Source organism: Streptomyces sp. NBC_01283, assembly GCF_041435335.1.
Lineage (GTDB): Bacteria > Actinomycetota > Actinomycetes > Streptomycetales > Streptomycetaceae > Streptomyces.
Genome location: NZ_CP108430.1, coordinates 838728 through 857001, shown reverse-complemented (window position 1 = coordinate 857001; position 18274 = coordinate 838728). Strand labels below are relative to the sequence as shown.

Below are 18274 nucleotides of genomic sequence, written 5' to 3'. Positions count from 1 at the left end.
GCAGCGCGCATGCGGACGGCTCCTCCGGGTAGCAGGCTGAACTCGATCATCTGCTGAACGGAATGGAGTCGGTGCATGGCCGGCAAGGGCGGAGGGCAGCGGACGGAAGCCGCGGCCCAGGGGTGGTTCGACCGTGTGCGCCCATGGTGGCGGCGGGCCTGGGACACGCCAGGTTATGAGCGCCACACCCTGCTCCTGGTCCTCAAGAGCACATTGGCCGCGACCCTGTCCTGGGTGGTCTCCTACTACGTGCTCGACGCGCCCTCGCCGGCGTTCGCGCCGTTCTCCGCGGTGCTGATCATGCAGGTGACGGTGTACCAGTCCTTGCTGCAGTCGCTGCGCTATCTGGGGGCGGTGGCCGTCGGGGTGGCCATGGTGGCGGGCCTGGGATTCCTCGGCGGCCCCGACCTCTTCACGTTCGTGCTGGTGGCATTGGTGGGCCTGACCATCGGACGGTGGCCCGCGCTCGGCGCGCAGGGATCACAGGTCGCCACGGCCGCGTTCTTCGCCTTCTCCACCTATGCCGCCGCCACCTCCGCCACCCAGAAGATCACCCAGCTCGGGGAGATCATCCTGCTGGTCCTCATCGGCTGCGGCATCGGCGTCGTCGTCAACGTCACGGTGGCCCCGCCGATGCGGTACCGCAGCGCCGAGTACGGCATCCGCTCACTGTCCACCGCCCTGGGCGAGCTGGTGAGCGACATGTACCCGGTGCTGCGCGAAGGGGAGCTGGACGAGGAACGCTGCCAGCAGTGGCGCTGGCGCGCCGAGCAGACCGGGGGCCTGATCACGCAGGCGCGGGAAGGGTTCCGGACAGCGGAGGAGAGCCTCTACTTCAACCCTCGCCGACTGCTGCGCAGGCACCGTGGCCGCTCCTCGTTCGAGGGATACGGCGCAGTGCTGTCGGCTCTCGAACGCTCGCTGTACCAGGTGGCGTCACTGACGCGCAGCCTGCACCAGTGGCATGAGGAGGACGGGGGCCGGCACGACGACCGGGCCTTCCTCGACAGCTACGCCGACTTCCTCGAATCCCTCGCGAAGATCGGCCGGGTGCTCGGCGAGCTGGACGAGGACACCCTCACCGAGCAGGCCCGGCAGTTGTGCCAGTTGGCCGACGAGTCCCAGGAATGCTGCCGGAAGGTGACCGACGCGGCGAGCCGGGCCGGTCTTCCGCTGACCGACCCGGCTCGTCCGTACGGTGTCCTTGTCGTGGAGTCCACCCGGCTCATGGAGGAGTTCCAGCACGCCTGCGACGTGCTCCAGCGGCACGTCGATCAACCGGCGTGACCGGGCCTCGCGGACCCGGGTGGACGCCCTGCGCTCAGTGGTGGCCGTGGGCACTGGAGGAAGCCCCTCCGAAGAGCCGCGCGACGGCACGGAAGGGCAGGGTGACCACCGTGGCAATGGCTCCACCGATGGCTCGGAGTACATCTGCAATGGCCTTCAGCATGAGGAACCTCCATAGAACGTCTTTACTTGCCAGCCGTCAGTTCGTTAACCGCTGTGCGGCTTGATTGCTACCGGTTGCCCTGATAGCGACGACGAAAACATGGCGGCGTTCGAGCAGTGCCTTCATGCCGTTCTCACTCCACCCTCAATGCGATTTCGTTCCGCGAGTGCTTGATTAGGGTTGATCCAATAGGGAACGCCTTCCAGGGATACGACGGGATACGACGGGATACGACCCGTACTCCCCTCGCCGCTGACGAATGGAGCCCCGTATGCGCGCGCTGTCCTTGGTATGCACGCTGAATTCCTCGCCCACCGCATCGAGCAGCCACACCCTGTCCGATCAGGTCATGGCTGAATTCGACAAGCTGGGGGTCGAGATCGAGACGGTCCGGGTGGCCGACCACGACGTCCACCCCGGTGTGGCCGCCGACCTGGGCGACGGTGACGCGTGGCCGGCTCTGCGCGAGAAGGTGCTGGCGGCCGACATCCTGCTGGTGGCCACGCCGATCTGGATGGGCCACCCGTCGAGTGTCTGCCAGCGGGTCCTGGAGCGCCTGAACGCGGACGTGTCGGAGACCGACGCCACGGGCCGGCCCCTGATGTACGGGAAGGTCGCGGCGGTGGCCGTGGTCGGCAACGAGGACGGCGCCCACAAGGTGAGTGCCGATGTCTTCCAGGCCTGCAACGACCTCGGCTTCTCGCTGGCGCCCGGCGCGGTCACCTACTGGGTGGGCGAGGCGAAACAGGGCACCGACTACCAGGACCTGGACGAGACCCCCGAGTCCGTCGCCTCCGCCACCCACGCCCTCGCGGTCAATGCCTTCCACCTGGCCGAACTGCTCGGCCGTCAGCCCTACCCGGCACCCTGACGTGCGCTAGCCGCGACAGACACCACAGGTCAGGAGAGATGACTACGAGAACGGGTGCCGGTAGATGGACGTGACCGCTGCGGACGTCGGATACGCCTGCATGGGGATCGGCGCCCTGCTGGCCGCGGTGCTGCCCAGACTGGTGGCGCGGCAGCCCATGTCCATGCCGATGGTCTTCCTGGCCGTCGGATTCGTCGTCTATCTGCTGCCGACCGGGCTGCCCGACCTCGACCCCTATGAGCACAGGGCGTGGTTGGAGCACCTCACCGAAGTCTGCGTCATCGTGGCCCTGATGGGTGCCGGGCTGGCCATCAACCGGCCGTTCGGCAGACGGTCCTGGTCCACCGCATGGCGGCTCCTCGGCATCACGATGCCCCTGACCGTGCTGGCCACCACCCTCGTCGCCTGGGGCCTCGTGGACTGGCCGCCCGCCGTCGCCCTGCTCCTGGGCGCCGTGCTCGCCCCGACCGACCCAGTGCTCGCGGCGGAGGTACGTGTCGGTGAGCCGACCGACGCCGAGAACGACGAGGAGGAGGTGCGCGTCGCCCTCACCGGGGAAGCGGGCCTCAACGACGGCCTCGCCTTCCCGCTGGTCCTGGCCGCCCTCGCGATGTTCGCCGCCTCGGAAACGGGCTGGTCAGGCGAGTGGGTGGGCCACTGGCTGTGGAGCGACGTGATCGTACGCGTCACCGTGGGTGTGGCGGTCGGTCTGCTGATCGGCCGGCTGCTCGGGTGGATGTTCTTCCGGGCGGGCTGGGAAGCGCTCCGGCTGTCCGAACACCGGGAAGGGTTCGTCGCACTTGCGGCGACCTTCATCTCGTACGGCCTCACAGAAGTACTGCACGGCTACGGATTCCTCGCCGTTTTCACGACGGCCTGCGCGATCCGGGCCGCCGAACGGGCCCACGGCTACCAAGTGGTGATGCACACCTTCATGGAACAGGTGGAGAGGCTCCTCACGGCCGGTGTGCTGCTTCTCATCGGGGGGTTCATCGCCTGCGGCGGGCTCTCCGCGCTCTCCTGGGGCAGCGCGGTCACGGCCCTCCTGGTGCTGCTCGTGATCCGTCCGCTCACCGGCTGGATCGCGCAGCTCGGCGGGAGGACGACTCTCGGGGAACGCGCGGTGACCTCCTTCTTCGGCGTCCGGGGGATCGGGTCCGTCTTCTACCTCGCCTACGCCCTGGGCGAGGGGCATCTTCAGGCGTACCAGGAGGAGTTGTGGGCGGTGGTGACGTTCACCGTCCTGCTGTCGGTGATGCTGCACGGGGCCGCGGCCTCGCCCGTGCTCAGACGCCTGGACGGGGTCAGCTACCGCTGACCCCGTGGCGGGGGAGCGGTGCCTATCTCTCCGGCCCACGGGCACTCGGTCGGTGAGAGGACGCCAACAAAGGGGAAACGGTGGAGATTTCGGGTCTCATCAGTGCGGTGCTGATCGGCACCGTCATCGGGATACTGGGGCGATTCGTCGCTCCTGGACGACAGCACATCGGCGTCCTGTGGACGCTCGTCGTCGGCATCGCGGCGGCGCTGGTCGGCACGGCCGTGGCGGCGGGCCTGGGCGTGGCGAACACCGACGGCGTGGACTGGATCGAATGGCTCATCCAGATCGGCCTCGCGGCGCTGGGCGTCGCCGCGTTGAGCAAGGTGAAGCTGCGCTAGCGACGACGCGAAGGCCCGCGTGAAGCGGGCCCGTATGGTTCTGGCCGGTCAGACCTCGACGCCTGCTTCCTCCCAGGGGCTGGGGCCGGTGCCCTCGGACCAGGCCCGCAGCTCTTCGCCGTTCACGCACACGATGCCGCACTGCTGGGCGTAATCGAGGGCGGGAGCGGTGAAATCGCTCGTCGTGACGAGCGCCGCGATGTCGGCGCGGTGGACGGTGAAACACGTTCCGCCGAAGCGCTGCAGGTCCTGCGAGCCGACCTTGTTGTCGTCACCGTAGAGCTTGCACTGGATGACGATGCGGAGTCCTTCGGCGGTGACCGCCACGACATCCGCGCCCAAGTCACCGGCGCCTCCCACCACTTCCACCTCCCGGCACGCGTCACGGACGCACAGGTCGGCTATCGCCTGCTCGAAACCGTCGGGGTCGAGTTCGGCGTCGTCTTCTGGAGGATCGAGGACGACAGTGGCCTCCTCGCCGTCCAACACCTGCGCCGCAGGGTCGACATGGGGCGCCTCCGTGAGAACCTCCGACTTCGCCGCGGCCAGTTCCGCTGCCTCCTCCAGCGCCTCGGCGGCACGGCGCGCGTATCTCGCGGCGGAGAAGCGGCGCCATCTGGACCGGCACAGGTGCGCTGCCGCGATGCCCATCACGACGATCGAAGCTGCCCACAGCGGACGGCTCTCGGCGATGTCCGCCGCGGTGCGGATCACGAAGACCAGGATGCACAGGATGATCGCGAGCAGGGCGAAGAACAGGGCGGTCGCGCGCAGATTGAAGCGCCGCTCACGGTTCATGGGGCGAACCGGGCGCGAGGGTACGGTCATTAGGTTCCTTTACGGAGGACGACGAAGATCACTTGTCTCCGTGTGCCCAAGATCAACGACCTGAAGATCCCTTGTCGCGACGGGAGACGTCTGCCGTGCGGTACCCGGATCAGGCGGTGCCGCCTCACAGGTTCGTCGGGAACAGGCGCGGGACGTGGAGTCGACCCGTCGCGCCCGAACCTCGTACGTCCGCAAACGTCCTGTGGTGAGGCTTCCGCAGCAGCGAGGGGAAACCGCACGATCGGCTGGCAGATCGGACGGGGCCGAAGGGCCCCGTTCCGGGGGTCTTTCGCACCGGTCGCTGCGCGCGGTTCGCGCACGTGGCGGCCGTCGGCTTGTGGAGCGGGTTCCGCGCTCACACACTGGTCTTCTCGGGGCTGTCACGGAGGTACCGCATGCCCCGCCCCGTCTGGTCAGGCGCGATCTCGTTCGGCCTGGTCACGATCCCGATCAAGGTCCTGCCGGCCACCGAGAACCACAGCATCAGCTTCCACCAGTACCACCTGGAGGACATGAGCCGGGTCCGCACACGGAAGATCTGCGATCTCGACGGCAAGCAGCTCACGAACGCCGAGATCGGCAAGGGGTTCGAGGTCAGCAAGGACACGATCGTCGCGGTCACCGACGAGGAGCTCGACGAGATGCCGCTCCCGACCGCGAAGGCGATCGAGATCGCCGGCTTCGTGCCCTACGAGTCGATCGATCCGATCCGGATCGGCGAGGGGTACTACCTACAGGCCGACGGGCAGGTCGCGAACAAGCCCTACACGCTCCTCCGCAAAGCCCTCGAACGGAACAGCAAGGCCGCCGTCGCCAAGTTCGCGTGGCACGGGCGTGAGCGGCTGGGCCTGCTGCGCGTCCAGGACGACGTGATCCTGCTGCACGCCATGAAGTGGGACGACGAGGTCCGTGACCCCCAGGAGCTGGCCCCCAAGGCGATGGATCTGGACGACGACGAGATCGACCGGGCGATCCTGCTCATCGACTCCATGACCGCTGACGGCATCGCCGACCAGGACTGGGCCACCGACCGCTACACCGAAGCCCTGGAGCAGGTCATCCGGGCGAAGGCCGGGGGGAAGAAGCCGCCCAAGCCGGAAGAGGGGGAAGAGCCGGCCGGGCAGGTGCTCGATCTGATGGCCGCGCTGCAGGAGTCCGTACAGAAGGCCCGGTCGGCACGTGGCGAGACCGGCGAGGACGCCACCGTCCACGAGATGCCGAAGAAGAAGACGGCGGCCAGGAAAACCGCGAAGAAGACGACGACGGCCAAGACCTCCGCTGCCAAGAAGACCATCGGCAAGAAGACGGCCGACGGCACCAAGGCCACCGCCAAGAAGTCGACCGCCAAGAGCACGGCGACCAAGTCCACGTCGACCAGGTCCGCGACGGCCAAGAAGGCGCCCGAGAAGAAGACGGCCGCACGGAAACCAAGGCGCACCGCCTGAGGTGATCAGTTTCCGGACGGCTCCAGATGCGCGCGCTCTCCCTGCGGGCCGAACAGGGCGAGCAGCTCCGCGGGACGGCTGTCGGCGCTGCCGATCCAGTGCGGTACGCGGGTGTCGAACTCGGCAGCCTCGCCCTCACCGAGCTGGAACTCCCGCTCGCCGAGCACGAACCTGACGATCCCGTTGAGGACGTAGAACCACTCGTATCCGTCGTGGACCTGCAGCTTCAAGGTGGGCGCCCGGCCGGCGGGCGGGTAGATCACCTTGTATGCCTGGATGCCGCCGGCCCGTCTGGTCAGCGGCACCAGCACGAGCCCGTGTTGCCGCACCGGCCGCAGGTGGACGCGTGGATCGCCGGTGGGCGGCGCCGCGACCAGATCGTCGAGCGGGACGCCGTGCGCCCGGGCCAGCGGCAGCAGCTGCTCCAGCGTGGGGCGGAGCTTCCCGTTCTCCAGGCGGGACAGGGTGCTCGCCGTCAGGCCGGTCTCGTCTGCCAGCGCCGCCAGCGTGGCGTTCCGTGCCTGGCGCAGCGCCCGCAGACGTGGCCCGACTCCGGCCAGGACGTCTCCCGCGCTGTTGTTGTGGTCCTCCGTGCTGTCCATGCCCTCGATGATGCGGATCCGCAATTTTTCTTGCAAGCCCGAAACCGAGATGCCGATGCTGTCCGTACACCACCGGCGTCGAGCCGGTCGACGAAGGGGCACCTCCGATGGATTCCACCCACAGCCGACGAGCCGCGGCCAGCGCTTCCGATACTTCCGACACCTCCGAGGGCGGCCGGAGCGCGGCGGAAGAGAGCGCCGAGTCGTTCTGGGAGCGGCACTACCGCTCCCGGCGTCCCGGAGCCGCACGCGTCAACCCGCTGCTCGCCGAGACCGCCTCACCGCTGCGTCCGGGCGCCGCCCTGGACCTGGGCTGCGGTGCGGGCGGCGACACCATCTGGCTCGCCGAGGAGGGCTGGCAGGTCACCGCGGTGGACATCTCCACCACCGCCGTCGAACGAGTGCGGGAACGAGCCCGCGAGCTCGGCATCGCGGACCGGGTCGCCGCCGAACAGCACGATCTGGCCGACAGCTTCCCGGCCGGGCAGTTCGATCTCGTCTCCGCCCAGTACTTCCACACCCCGCTCCAGCTGTCCCGCGGCCGAGTCCTGCGCACCGCCGCGAGGGCCCTGCGGCCCGGTGGTCTCCTGCTGATCGTCGACCACGGCTCCACCGCGCCCTGGTCCTGGAACCAGGACCCCGGCATCCACTACCCCACACCCACCGAGGTCGCCGCCGAACTCGATCTCGACCCGGCGCGCTGGTCCGTCCTGCGCGCCGACATGCCCCAGCGCCGGGCCACCGGACCGGCCGGGGAGACCGCCACCGTCACCGACAACGTCCTGCTCGTCCAGCGGACCGCCGAGTGACCGCGGAAGACCGGGCGCAGCGGACAAAGGACACCGGACCCCCGCGGACCGGCGCCGACGAGAAGGACACGCTGCGGGGCTTTCTCGACTACCTGCGGAACTCGGTCGCGGACAAGGCCGCGGGCGTGCCGGAACCGCGGGTCCGGACGGGGGGAGTGCCCTCGGGCACGAACCTTCTCGGGCTGGTCAGGCATCTGACCCGCGTCGAACGGTTCTACTTCCTCGGCGAGGACGTCGACAACTGGCCCGCGACCATGCGGCCGTCGGACGAGGACACCGTCGACGGCGTGCTCGCCGACTACCGGGAGACGGTCGAGCGGGCGAACCGGGTCATCGACGCCTGCGCGGACCTGGCACTTCCCGCCCCGCGAGCCCCGCGTCGAGGGGCGGCGCCATCGATGCGATGGGTCTTGGTGCACATGATCGAAGAGACCGGCCGGCACGCGGGCCACGCCGACATCCTCCGGGAGCGGATCGACGGCGCCACCGGCCGCTGACCGGGGTCAGCGGCCGGGCACCGACATGACTCAGACCATTTCGGGCTGGGGTTCCGGTTGCTGCGCCGGTACGGGCTTCGGATCCCACAGCTTGGTGGTCCGCGCATATCCCTGGACCACCGAGAGCATCGCCAGGACAAGCAGCGGTCCGAACACCCAGGGGTACGTGGCCATCTGCATCGGCAGGAAGCGATAAGACACCAGGAGCAGTGCGAAGACCGTCGCGCCGTAGGCGACCAGCTGGATCCCCGCCCGGTCCCAGCCGCGGTCGAGAGAGCGCAGCGCCGCGTCGATCGTGAACGCGAACACCACGCCGGCGATGATGTCCACGCCGTAGTGGTAGCCGAAGCCCAGCGTCGCGCCGAGCGTGGCGACCAGCCAGAAGACGCCCGCGTACCGCAGCAGGCGTGGGCCCTTGCGGGAGTGGATGAAGATCGTGGTGGCCCACGCCGTGTGCAGGCTGGGCATGCAGTTGCGCGGAGTGATCTCGTCGAACGGTATCGCGTGAGGGGTGGCGACCGGTGGCGGCGTGTGCGGCCACAGGTCGGCCAGGGCCCATTGCTCGCCACCGGTGCCGAAGGCGCCGGTGCCGTAGGTGAATATGGGTCCGACCACCGGGAAGATCATGTAGATGGCCGGTCCAAGCAGGCCGATGACCAGGAACGTGCGCACAAGGTGATGGCCCGGGAAGCGGCGCTCGACGGACACGTTGCGCAGTTGGTACAGCGCGACGATGACAGCGGCCACCGCGAGCTGGATGTAGACGTAGTCGAGGACGTGGGCGCCGACCGGGCCGGTGGCCGAGACCAACCGCCCCGCCAGCCAGGAGGGGTTGCCCAGCGCGTGGTCGGCGGTGGCGACGTACTGGTCGAGCACCGTCGGGCGGGTCTTCGACGTGATGAGCAGCCAGGTGTCGCCCGTCTTGCGGCCGGCCACCAGCAGCAGGCTCAGCCCGACGCCCTTCAGGAGCAGGACGCGTTCCTGACCGGTGCGGCGCGTGACGGCGATGACCGCGCAGCCCAGGATCACCCACAACGCACCGTTGCCGAACATCATTTCGGCGTCGACAGCCCACCGCACCAGGAAGAAGACGACGTCGATGCAGACGGCGACACCCAGCGCGATGAACCGCTGCCGCCAGGTGAACACCACCATCATCAACGCCATGCCGGCGTACAGCAGCGGCCCCGACTTGGGGGCGAAGATCACCTCTCGCGCCTGGTTGGTGATCGGCCCCGCGACGCCGTAGTGGCGCGCGGCGATCTCCAGCGCGACGAGGAACCCGAAGGCCACCACGGCCGCCGCGGTCCACAGCATCGCCCGCGGTCGGCGCCACGCCGCGAGCACTGATCGGTAGTCGATTCGCGAAGAAGTCCGCGATGCTCTAGATATCAATTGATTTGGCCGATTTGTTAGTTGTGGGTAATAGCTCACTCTTCGTGCTAGATGGCGTCAATTCCTGGCGAAATAGGGGCGATCAGGGCACTCGTCGTGAGTTCGATCATGTTAGCGGAGCGGCGCGGATGGCGGTATGGATGAGTTTCGCTCCCTGGAAACACCCCGTTCACGCTTCGGGGCGGACCTGGACTCCCCGCTCAGGTCAGGGCTTCCCACCCGTTCTCAAGTAGCTCGAAGGCGCGGGTGATGGCCTGCCGGGGGTCCTCGCTGCCGCGCGCGGTCCGGGGGGCTTCGAGGGCGAAGTGGGCCAGCGCGGCGCAGGCGGGGTCGTTCGCCGGCAGGCCGCTGTCCTCGGCGATGACCCGAGCCAGGGCGGAGGTGTGGCGCAGCCACATGTTCTGGACGTAATCGCGCAGGGCCGGGGTGCTGTTGACCAGGCCGAAGAAGGCGGTGAAGCGGGCGTCGCCGCCCGCGGCCGCCATGCGGTGGCGCAGCGCGTGCTCGCGCAGTGCCGCGGGGATGGACTGGCCCTGGGGCCGCTCGCGTACGGCGGCGAGCAGACGGGCTTCTTGCGCGGAGTCCTCGTCGAAGACGAGGGCCTCCTTGACCGGGAAGTGCTTGAACAGCGTGGTGGTGCTCACGTCGGCGGCGTCGGCGATCTCGCGGATGCCGACATCGTCGTACCCGCGCTCCAGGAACAGCCGCAGGGCCGCATCCGCGATGGCCTGGCGGGTGGCGGCCTTCTTGCGCTCGCGGCGCCCCATGGGCGCCGGCGGGGCGCCGGTCTCGCCCTCGGTGCCGCCTTGGGTGTCGCCCTTGGTCTCGATCTCGGTCATGCCGCGACTCTACCCCTTCGGTTGCCCAGCTTCAAAAGTTGAGTCGTTGCACTTAGTGAGTCGATGTGCTTTTCTGGATCGGCGGGCTGCGAGGCGCCGCCCGGCCCTCACGTCTCCCCTCCTGGTCGTCATCTCCGAAGTTCCCGAAGCCCCGAAAGGGGTGATCAGCCATGTCCGCGTCTGCGTCCCTCCCTGATGGCTCCACCGACCCCACCGGCCCCACCGCCGTACCGAAAAGCGTGCGCTGGGTGCTGCTCGGCGTCATGCTCGCGATGCTGCTGGCGATGCTCGACAACATGGTCGTGGGCACCGCGATGCCCACGATCGTCGGCGACCTCGGCGGCCTCGAGCACATGTCCTGGGTCGTGACCGCGTACACGCTCGTCACCGCCGTGACCACGCCGGTCTGGGGCAAGTTCGGCGACCTGTTCGGCCGCAAGCCCATGTATCTGGCCTCGATCGCCGTGTTCGTCCTCGGCTCCGCGCTGTGCGGCGCCGCACAGTCCATGACCGAACTGATCGCCTTCCGGGCCCTGCAGGGAATCGGCGCGGGCGGCATCGGCGCAGGCGCCTTCACCCTGATCGCCGCCCTCGTGCCGCCCCGGGAACGGGGCAAGTACCAGGGCATGACCGCCTCGGTCATGGCGATCGGCACCGTCGGTGGCCCGCTCCTCGGCGGGTTCATCACCGGGCACTGGGACTGGCGTTGGGCCTTCTACGTCAACCTGCCGCTCGGCCTGATCGCCCTGGTGTGGCTGTGGCGGATGCTGCACGTGCCCACCCAGCGCCTCAGGGCGAAGATCGACTGGGTGGGGATCGCCCTGCTCACCCTCTCCATCGGCGCCATCGTGCTGGCCGCCACGTGGGCGGGCACCACTTACGCGTGGGGCTCCTGGCAGATCCTCGCCCTGGGTGCCGTAGCCGTGATCGGGCTCGCCTTGTTCGTCCGTACCGAGAAGCGGGCCGGTGAGCCGGTGCTGCCCTTGTCGGTGTTCACCGGACACCGCAACTATCCGCTCGCGGTGACCATGATCCTGGCCGCAGGCGTGGTCACCTTCGGCGCGGGGCTCTACCTGCCGCTGTTCCAGCAGACCGTCCAGGGCGCGTCGGCCGCCAACTCCGGGTTGCTGATGCTGCCCATGATGATCCCGGTGGTGATCGTCTCCACCCTGGCGGGGAAGGTCATGTCCGCCACGGGCAGGTACAAGATCTTCCCCGTTCTCGGCACGGCGTTCCTGGCCACGGGCCTGGCCCTGCTGGCCACCATGGACACCGGCACCTCACGGCTCCTTACGGGGCTCTACATGGTGCTGGTCGGCATCGGCCTGGGCTTCACCCTGCAGATGGCGGGCACCATCGCGCAGAACAGCGTCGCCATGCGTGACATGGGTGCCGCGATGAGTTCGGTGAACCTCTTCCGCACGCTGGGCGGCTCACTCGGCGTCGCGGTCTTCGGCTCGCTGTTCACCCGCTCCGTCCACTCGCACCTGCCGGGCGTCGGTGCCCCGGCCGACATGTCCGCCGTGTCCGTGTCCGAGCTGCCCGCCGGTGTCAGGAACGCCTACCTCGGCGCGGTCACCGACGGCACCCACCAGATCTTCCTCACCGGGGCGGCGCTGTGTGCCCTCGCCTTCGTCGCCGCACTGTTCGTCATCGAAGTCCCCCTGAAGAAGGCGGGGCCGCCGCCCGCCACCGACCGGCCCCGGAACAGCCCCGCCCCCACGGCGGCCAACTGACCTCCGCTCCACCGCACATCGCGTCGTAGAAGAGCGCGGCACACCACTACGCACCACAGCACGGCACCGCTGTGCGACCCGAAGGGACACCACTTTGAACACCACCTTGAATGCCGCCTCCGCACCCCGCATCGCCATCATCGGCGCCGGACCCGGCGGCCTGACCTGCGCCCGCATCCTGCAGGAGCACGGCATCACCGCCACCCTCTACGACGGGGACGCCTCCCGCACCGACCGCGACCAGGGCGGCACCCTCGACATGCATCCCGAATCCGGCCAACACGCGCTGCGGACAGCGGGGTTGCTGGAGGACTTCCTGGCGGAGGCCCGGCCCGAGGGCCAGCAGATGCGGCTGATCGGCCGCGACGGCCGGATCCTGTTCGACGCGGTGCCGCCCGAGGCCGACGTCGCCGGGGGCAATCCGGAGATCGACCGCGGCCGGCTCCGCGCCCTCCTCCTGGACTCCCTCAAGCCGGAGGCGGTGCGCTGGGGCCACCGGCTGACCCGCGTCGATCCCCTCGGTGACGGCACTCACCGCCTGCACTTCGCCGACGGCACGATCACCGAAGCCGACCTCGTCGTCGGAGCCGACGGCGCCTGGTCCAAGGTGCGCCGCCAACTGTCCGACGCGACGCCGGTCTACACCGGCGTCACCTTCGTCGAGACCGGCCTCAGCGATGCCGACCGCCGCCACCCCGGCCTCGCCGAACTCACCGGCGACGGCACCATGATGGCCCTCGACAACAACCAGGGCTTCGTCGCCCAGCGCAACAGCGGCGGACACATCCGCGTCTACGTCGGCATGCGCACCGACGAGAACTGGCACCGGAAAGCCGGACTCGACCTCACCGACAGCGCTGCCGTACGCGACGCCCTCCTCGACGAGTTCACCGGCTGGAGCCCCGACCTCCTCGGCTTCATCACCGCCGCCGACACCGGCTACACCAACCGCCCCCTGTACGCCCTGCCCGTCCCGCACACCTGGCCCCACACACCCGGCCTCACCCTCCTCGGTGACGCCGCCCACCTGATGTCCCCCTTCTCCGGGATGGGCGCCAACCTCGCCATGCTCGACGGCGCCGACCTCGCCCGGGCCCTCGTCGACCACCCCACCGTTGACGCGGCGATCACCGCGTACGAGAGGACCCTCCTGCCCCGCTCCGTCGAAGCCGCCGAGGGAGCGGCCGAGGGAATCGACGGCGCCTTCGCCCCCGACAGCGCCGCGCAGACCCTCGCCCACATGACGCAGCAGCACTGAAACCGGGGCCGAAGCCGCCCCGGCGCGCGCTCAGCGGGTGTGTGCGTCCAAGGTGTCGATGATCTCGGGCCAGAGTTCCCGGGGGCGGTCGTGTCCCATGTCGGGGATGAGTACGAGCTTCGCTCCGGGCGCCAGGTCGGCGGTTCGGCTGCCGCCGCTGGGATCGATCAGCGTGCCGTCCAGACCGTGCGGCACCAGAGTCGGCACGCGAAACTCTCGCAGTGCGTCGGCGCGTGAGCCACCGAGGATCATCGCGCCGAGTTGCCGCCCGATCCCGGACGGGCGGTAGGCGCGGTCGTAGCTCTGGACGGCCAGTCCACGCAGGAGCGCAGGGCTGCCGTAGCGCTTGGAGGCCCACACCATTTTCTTCGCCGCCGCGGCGATGTACCTCTCGCGGTCTGCCGGCCTCGGGCTGAAGAGCACCGCCTGGGCGTCGGCGCCGACCCGGCCGTACTCGCTCTCGCCGGTCCAGGACATCATCGACGTCAGGGTCAGCACGCGCTCCGGGCGGCTGATGGCCATGGTCTGGGCGATCATGCCGCCGATCGAGGATCCGACCACGTGCGCTCGTTCGATCCCGAGGGCTAGCTCACCGCGGCGATGAACCGGCCCATGCCGACAGGGATCGTCGAAGGTGGTGGAAAGACCGCAGTCGCGGTTGTCGTAGCGGATCACATGGCGCCCACGCCGGGCGAGCGCACGGCAGAAGTCCTCGTGCCAGGCGATCATCTGGCTGCCGAACCCCATCACCGGCAACACGGCCGGATCCGCGGGATCACCGAACTCCTCGTTGGCGATGGACACTCCGGGCGAGGCTTAGACGATCGGCATGGCGGAAGTGTCCCAGTCTCGCGTGAGGAGGCAGATGGAGGGTTCCTTGGTCTATACCAGCACTCTCCGTCCCAGTAGTCTCATGCGTGGCCAGTAGCACGCCTTCCCCCACCCAGGTTGCGCGCCGGCGCGGGCGACATCGCCTCACCTCTGCCCCCAGCAGCCGGGTGACCTCCCCCTTTTCGCCGCCTCCAGGAGGATCACGGTGAACGTTCGCACCAGAAGCACGGCCGTCATCGGCGCCATCTGCCTTGTCGCCTCCCTCGCCTTGACCACCGCGTCCGCCGACGAGCCCGCCGCCCCACGGAAAGCCCCGGCGGTCGCGCTCGAAAAAGTGGCCACGGCCACGAACCCGACCGCGGGCACCGCCGGCCCCGGCGGCACGGTCTGGCTGGCCGAACGCGCGGGCACCGTACGCGTCCTGGACCGCCATGGGCTCGGCCACCCCGTCCTCGACATATCCAAAGAGACCACCACCGACGGCGAACGCGGGCTGCTCGGCATCGCGTTCGACAAGAAGTTCGCGCACTTCTACATCTCGTTCACGAACCTCGAAGGCACCAGCACCGTCGACGAGTTCGCCGTCCGGAAGGGCAAGATCCGGCCGGAGACCCGGCGCACCGTCATCACCCAGACGCAGCCGTACCCGAACCACAACGGCGGCGACATCAAGATCGGCCCGGACGGCTACCTCTACATCGCCCTCGGCGACGGCGGCTCGGGCGGCGACCCGCACGGCAACGGCCAGAACCTCGACACGCTGCTCGGCAAGCTGCTGCGGATCGACCCGAGGGGCGGCAAGCCCTACGCGATCCCGCGGGACAACCCGTTCGTCGACGACCCGAAGGCGAAGGACGAGATCTGGGCGTACGGCCTGCGCAACCCCTGGCGGTTCTCCTTCGACAAGGGCACGGGCGACCTGCTGATCGGTGACGTCGGTCAGAGTGCCTGGGAGGAGATCGACTGGGCCCCGGCGAACAGCGAGGGCGGCGAGAACTACGGCTGGTCCCAGATGGAGGGCACCCACCCCTTCCGGGACGGCACGGAGCCCGCGAACCACGTCCCGCCGGTCCACGAGTACGACCGCACCGGCCTCGGCTGCTCGGTGACCGGCGGATACGTATACCGGGGCAAGGCGATCCCGGCCCTGCGGGGTCAGTACGTGTTCAGCGATTACTGCGACGGCACCATCCGCGCGCTGCGGATGGAGAACGGCAAGGTGACCGGCGCGAGCGACCTCGGGGTGAACGGCGGTGAGGTCATCTCCTTCGCCCAGGGCGGCAGTGGCGAGCTGTACGTGCTCGACATCGGCGGCAGCGTCTACCGCATCGCCCCGGCGTAACGACCGCTACGACCGCCCGCCGGAGATCATCCGGCTCGGGCGCATGCGGGGACACACGGCTCCGGTGGCAGAGTGGAAGTGCTAGTTCCGTCGCCGCCCAGGGAAGGTAGTCCCCGCATGCGCCTGCTGCTCATACGCCATGGCCAGACCCCGTCCAACCTCAAGCACCTCCTGGACACCGGGGCACCGGGCCCGGGGCTGACACCGCTGGGGCAGGACCAGGCGGCGGCACTGCCGGAGGCGTTGGCGGCAGAGAAGATCGATGCCCTGTACGTCTCCACGCTGCTGCGCACCCAGCTCACCGCCGCGCCCCTCGCCGCCGCGACGGGGCTTGAGCCCCGGATCCGGGACGGTATCCGGGAGCTGGTCGCGGGGGACCTGGAGATGCGGGGCGACAAGGAGGCCGCCACCGTCTACATGGGCACCGCCTTCGCCTGGTCCGGCGGCGACACCGAGCGCCGGATGCCCGGCGGCGAGAACGGCGTAGAGGCCCTCGGGCGCTTCGACGCCGTCGTAGCCGAGGCGGCCGCTACGGGAGCCGGGACGGTGGCGCTGGTCAGCCACGGCGCCGTGATCCGTACGTGGGTGGCGGCCCGGGCGGCCAACGTGGACGTCGCGTACTCGGCGGGTCACCCGCTGGCCAACACGGGCGTGGTGATCCTCGAGGGCTCACCCGACGAGGGCTGGCAGGCACTGGTGTGGGAGGGCCGCCCGCTGGGCCCGGAAGGGGAGTTCCCCGAGGAGAGTGGTCCCGCGGGAGAGGTCACGGTCCCGGTGGCCTGAGACGCGGCCCCGGCAAAGGGCGCCGCGCCGCGGCGAACGGCTCGGACCGCATGCTCGGCAGGCGGAACCGTGGCGGTGATCGTACGGTGGCCGCATGCGTTCCCGAGGACGCTGTGGGTGGGTCCGTTTCCGTTCGCACGTGGCGGGCCCACCTTTTCCTCTGCCCCCTGCTGCACGGGCGGGTCAGGCCCGGCGGGCCGCCCAGACGCTGCGTTCGGTGCGGACCGCGAGGTCGCCGCGGCGCAGGATGCTGAACGGGCTTTCGGCGTCGAGCAGTTGGTCGAGGGCACCGAGATCCTCGGCGGGCAGGGCGTGGGCGGCGCCCGCGCGCAGGCGCTTCATGCTGCTGAGCGCGTACCGGCCGACCGCCGCGCTGCGGGAGCCGTCGACGTGCACGGTGATCGTGCGTTCGCCCTCGATGCCGAACCCGGCGCCCACGAGCTTGGGCCCCCAGTCGGCGCCGCGGTGCGGCATATGGGCGGCTTCCTCGTGCGCGAGAGCGGCGTGGCAGCGCTCCTCGAGGCCGGGCCGATCCGTTGGGGCGTCGGCGGGCAGGAAGCGCGGGAAGCCCGCCAGCTCGATGACGGCGAACAGGCCGCCGGGCGCGAGCAGGCCGTGCACCTCGCGCAGGGTGCGGTCGGGGTCGGCCATGTGGTGCATCGACGCCGACGCCCACACCAGCTCGGGCCGGTCGAGGCCGGGCCGTCCGAGGTCGGGCCAGTCCGCGTCGAGATCGGCCTGCACCGTGTGCACTTGGCCGACCAGACCGAGCTCCGCGGCCCTTGTCCGCAGGCGGTGCAGATGATCGGCCGACGCGTCCACGGCGGTCACCTGCGCTTCGGGGAAGCGGGCGAGCAGGGCGAAGGTGCCGGCCCCGGTCCCGCATCCCAGGTCCACGATGTGGCGCGGCGCTTTCTCCAGGGGCAGCCATGCGGTGATGGACGCGAGGTGCTCGGCGAGCAGTTCCGCGTCCAGGTCGAGGATCTCCGCCTGGCTGTCGGTGTCCGGCTCGTGCTGGTGGTCGGCGCCGTGGTGGCCCGCGTGTGAGGCAACGTGGTTCATGCAGGCGACGCTAGGTCGGTCATGCGCTCGCGGCACCATCAATCCCGGACTGCGCAAGAAGTTGGCCCGCCGCGCTGCCGTACGCGCAACTGACTGGTCGGCGCTCCTGGGTGCGGACCTGCGCGGCGGGGCCCGACGCCCGGCAGGTCAGTGCCCGGTGCGGCCGCTTTCGCTCTCGTTGCCCGTGTCGTCCTTGGCCTCGCGCTGGTGCCCGCGGCGGGCGTCGCGGTCGAAGATGCCCAGGATCTCGCACGGCCCGTGCTCGGCGCCGATGGCGTGCGGGAGCATCGTGGGGAACTCGGCGGCCTGGTTGGTCTCGATGCGGAAGCGCCGGTTGCCCAGCAGAAGGACGGCGGTGCCGGACAGCACCACGAGCCATTCGCGGCCGGGGTGCGCGCGCATGCGTGCGGGGCTGTCCGGCGGCGGATTCGTCATCCGCTGGCGTACGACACTCATGCCGGGCTCCGCCTTGATCGGCCAGCGCATCTGTCCGTGGGCCCCGTCGATCGTCGGGCTGGTGATGACGTCGTCGGTGGCCGTCTCGACGAGCTGGTCCAGGGAGGTGTCCAGGGCCCGCGCGAGGGTGACGAGCTGGTCCAGGGCCAGGCGGCGTTGACCGTTCTCGATGCGGCTCAGGGTGGACTGGCTGACCGAGGCGCGGGTGGCCAGTTCTTCCAGGGACCAGCCCTGTGCGACCCGCAGGGCGCGGATCCGTTTGCGTACCAGGCTGTCCAGCTCGCCATTGTCTTGCGTCATAGGCAACATCGTATGTCTTGGCCGCAAGGTGTGCCTATCGTCGTGGCCGTAGCCCCCGGATGGCTGGGGGCCCGCGTGAAGAACGCGATGTACGTGAAAGACGTGCTGGAC

19 protein-coding genes are annotated in these 18274 nt (G+C 69.6%); 11 read left to right on the top strand and 8 right to left on the bottom strand.

What is annotated here, in order from left to right; genetic code table 11:
- Positions 1-75 precede the first annotated feature (75 nt).
- Positions 76-1287, top strand: a complete 1212-nt coding sequence (locus OG302_RS03980; RefSeq protein ID WP_371525401.1) for an aromatic acid exporter family protein — start codon at positions 76-78, stop codon at positions 1285-1287.
- A gap of 34 nt (positions 1288-1321) precedes the next feature.
- Here OG302_RS03980 and OG302_RS03975 read toward each other — a convergent pair whose 3' ends face one another.
- Positions 1322-1450 (bottom strand): LPFR motif small protein, encoded by a 129-nt coding sequence (locus OG302_RS03975; protein WP_351165998.1) that lies wholly within the window; start codon positions 1448-1450, stop codon positions 1322-1324.
- Positions 1451-1721: 271 nt separating this feature from the next.
- Between OG302_RS03975 and OG302_RS03970 the strand changes: the two genes are divergently transcribed.
- The 3 genes from OG302_RS03970 (at position 1722) to OG302_RS03960 (ending at position 3980) form a co-directional block, all read left to right on the top strand.
- A complete protein-coding gene (locus OG302_RS03970; RefSeq protein ID WP_371525400.1) occupies positions 1722-2321 on the top strand; it encodes a flavodoxin family protein in 600 nt (199 codons plus the stop codon).
- A gap of 64 nt (positions 2322-2385) precedes the next feature.
- On the top strand, positions 2386-3639 hold the full coding sequence (locus OG302_RS03965) for a cation:proton antiporter (RefSeq protein ID WP_371525399.1): 1254 nt from the start codon (positions 2386-2388) through the stop codon (positions 3637-3639).
- A gap of 80 nt (positions 3640-3719) precedes the next feature.
- Positions 3720-3980 (top strand): GlsB/YeaQ/YmgE family stress response membrane protein, encoded by a 261-nt coding sequence (locus tag OG302_RS03960; protein ID WP_371525398.1) that lies wholly within the window; start codon positions 3720-3722, stop codon positions 3978-3980.
- 48 nt (positions 3981-4028) lie between these two features.
- On the opposite strand, the gene OG302_RS03955 is transcribed toward OG302_RS03960, so the two are convergent.
- Entirely contained in the window at positions 4029-4808 is a 780-nt protein-coding gene (locus OG302_RS03955; RefSeq protein ID WP_371525397.1) for a restriction endonuclease, read from the bottom strand.
- Between the two features lie 395 nt (positions 4809-5203).
- Between OG302_RS03955 and OG302_RS03950 the strand changes: the two genes are divergently transcribed.
- Entirely contained in the window at positions 5204-6253 is a 1050-nt protein-coding gene (locus OG302_RS03950) for a Ku protein (protein WP_371525396.1), read from the top strand.
- A 5-nt stretch (positions 6254-6258) separates the two neighbouring features.
- Here OG302_RS03950 and OG302_RS03945 read toward each other — a convergent pair whose 3' ends face one another.
- Positions 6259-6855 (bottom strand): helix-turn-helix domain-containing protein, encoded by a 597-nt coding sequence (locus OG302_RS03945; protein ID WP_371525395.1) that lies wholly within the window; start codon positions 6853-6855, stop codon positions 6259-6261.
- 107 nt (positions 6856-6962) lie between these two features.
- On the opposite strand from OG302_RS03945, the gene OG302_RS03940 reads away from it, so the two are divergent.
- Together OG302_RS03940 and OG302_RS03935 are read left to right on the top strand one after the other, a co-directional pair.
- Positions 6963-7664: a cyclopropane-fatty-acyl-phospholipid synthase family protein gene (locus OG302_RS03940; RefSeq protein WP_371525394.1), complete on the top strand. Its 702-nt coding sequence runs from the start codon at positions 6963-6965 to the stop codon at positions 7662-7664.
- A complete protein-coding gene (locus tag OG302_RS03935; RefSeq protein WP_371525393.1) occupies positions 7661-8161 on the top strand; it encodes a DinB family protein in 501 nt (166 codons plus the stop codon). Before OG302_RS03940 ends, OG302_RS03935 begins: the two co-directional genes overlap by 4 nt.
- Positions 8162-8191: 30 nt before the next feature.
- On the opposite strand, the gene OG302_RS03930 is transcribed toward OG302_RS03935, so the two are convergent.
- Together OG302_RS03930 and OG302_RS03925 are read right to left on the bottom strand one after the other, a co-directional pair.
- Positions 8192-9478, bottom strand: a complete 1287-nt coding sequence (locus OG302_RS03930; protein WP_371525392.1) for a phosphatase PAP2 family protein — start codon at positions 9476-9478, stop codon at positions 8192-8194.
- 278 nt (positions 9479-9756) lie between these two features.
- Positions 9757-10323 (bottom strand): TetR/AcrR family transcriptional regulator, encoded by a 567-nt coding sequence (locus OG302_RS03925; protein ID WP_371750013.1) that lies wholly within the window; start codon positions 10321-10323, stop codon positions 9757-9759.
- 242 nt (positions 10324-10565) lie between these two features.
- Here OG302_RS03925 and OG302_RS03920 point away from each other — a divergent pair, with 242 nt between their 5' ends.
- Both OG302_RS03920 and OG302_RS03915 read left to right on the top strand, forming a co-directional pair.
- A complete protein-coding gene (locus OG302_RS03920; protein WP_371525391.1) occupies positions 10566-12131 on the top strand; it encodes an MDR family MFS transporter in 1566 nt (521 codons plus the stop codon).
- Positions 12132-12225: 94 nt separating this feature from the next.
- A complete protein-coding gene (locus OG302_RS03915) occupies positions 12226-13389 on the top strand; it encodes an FAD-dependent oxidoreductase (RefSeq protein ID WP_371525390.1) in 1164 nt (387 codons plus the stop codon).
- A gap of 30 nt (positions 13390-13419) precedes the next feature.
- On the opposite strand, the gene OG302_RS03910 is transcribed toward OG302_RS03915, so the two are convergent.
- Positions 13420-14193: an alpha/beta fold hydrolase gene (locus tag OG302_RS03910; RefSeq protein ID WP_371525389.1), complete on the bottom strand. Its 774-nt coding sequence runs from the start codon at positions 14191-14193 to the stop codon at positions 13420-13422.
- 232 nt (positions 14194-14425) lie between these two features.
- On the opposite strand from OG302_RS03910, the gene OG302_RS03905 reads away from it, so the two are divergent.
- Both OG302_RS03905 and OG302_RS03900 read left to right on the top strand, forming a co-directional pair.
- Positions 14426-15562: a sorbosone dehydrogenase family protein gene (locus OG302_RS03905; RefSeq protein WP_371525388.1), complete on the top strand. Its 1137-nt coding sequence runs from the start codon at positions 14426-14428 to the stop codon at positions 15560-15562.
- 117 nt (positions 15563-15679) lie between these two features.
- Complete coding sequence (locus tag OG302_RS03900) at positions 15680-16345, top strand: histidine phosphatase family protein (protein ID WP_371525387.1); 666 nt, start codon at positions 15680-15682, stop codon at positions 16343-16345.
- Between the two features lie 183 nt (positions 16346-16528).
- Here OG302_RS03900 and OG302_RS03895 read toward each other — a convergent pair whose 3' ends face one another.
- On the bottom strand, positions 16529-17407 hold the full coding sequence (locus tag OG302_RS03895) for a trans-aconitate 2-methyltransferase (RefSeq protein WP_371525386.1): 879 nt from the start codon (positions 17405-17407) through the stop codon (positions 16529-16531).
- A 147-nt stretch (positions 17408-17554) separates the two neighbouring features.
- The gene (locus OG302_RS03890) at positions 17555-18163 is read right to left on the bottom strand and encodes a helix-turn-helix domain-containing protein (protein WP_371525385.1); all 609 of its coding nucleotides are present in this window, start codon (positions 18161-18163) and stop codon (positions 17555-17557) included.
- Positions 18164-18274: the final 111 nt, after the last annotated feature.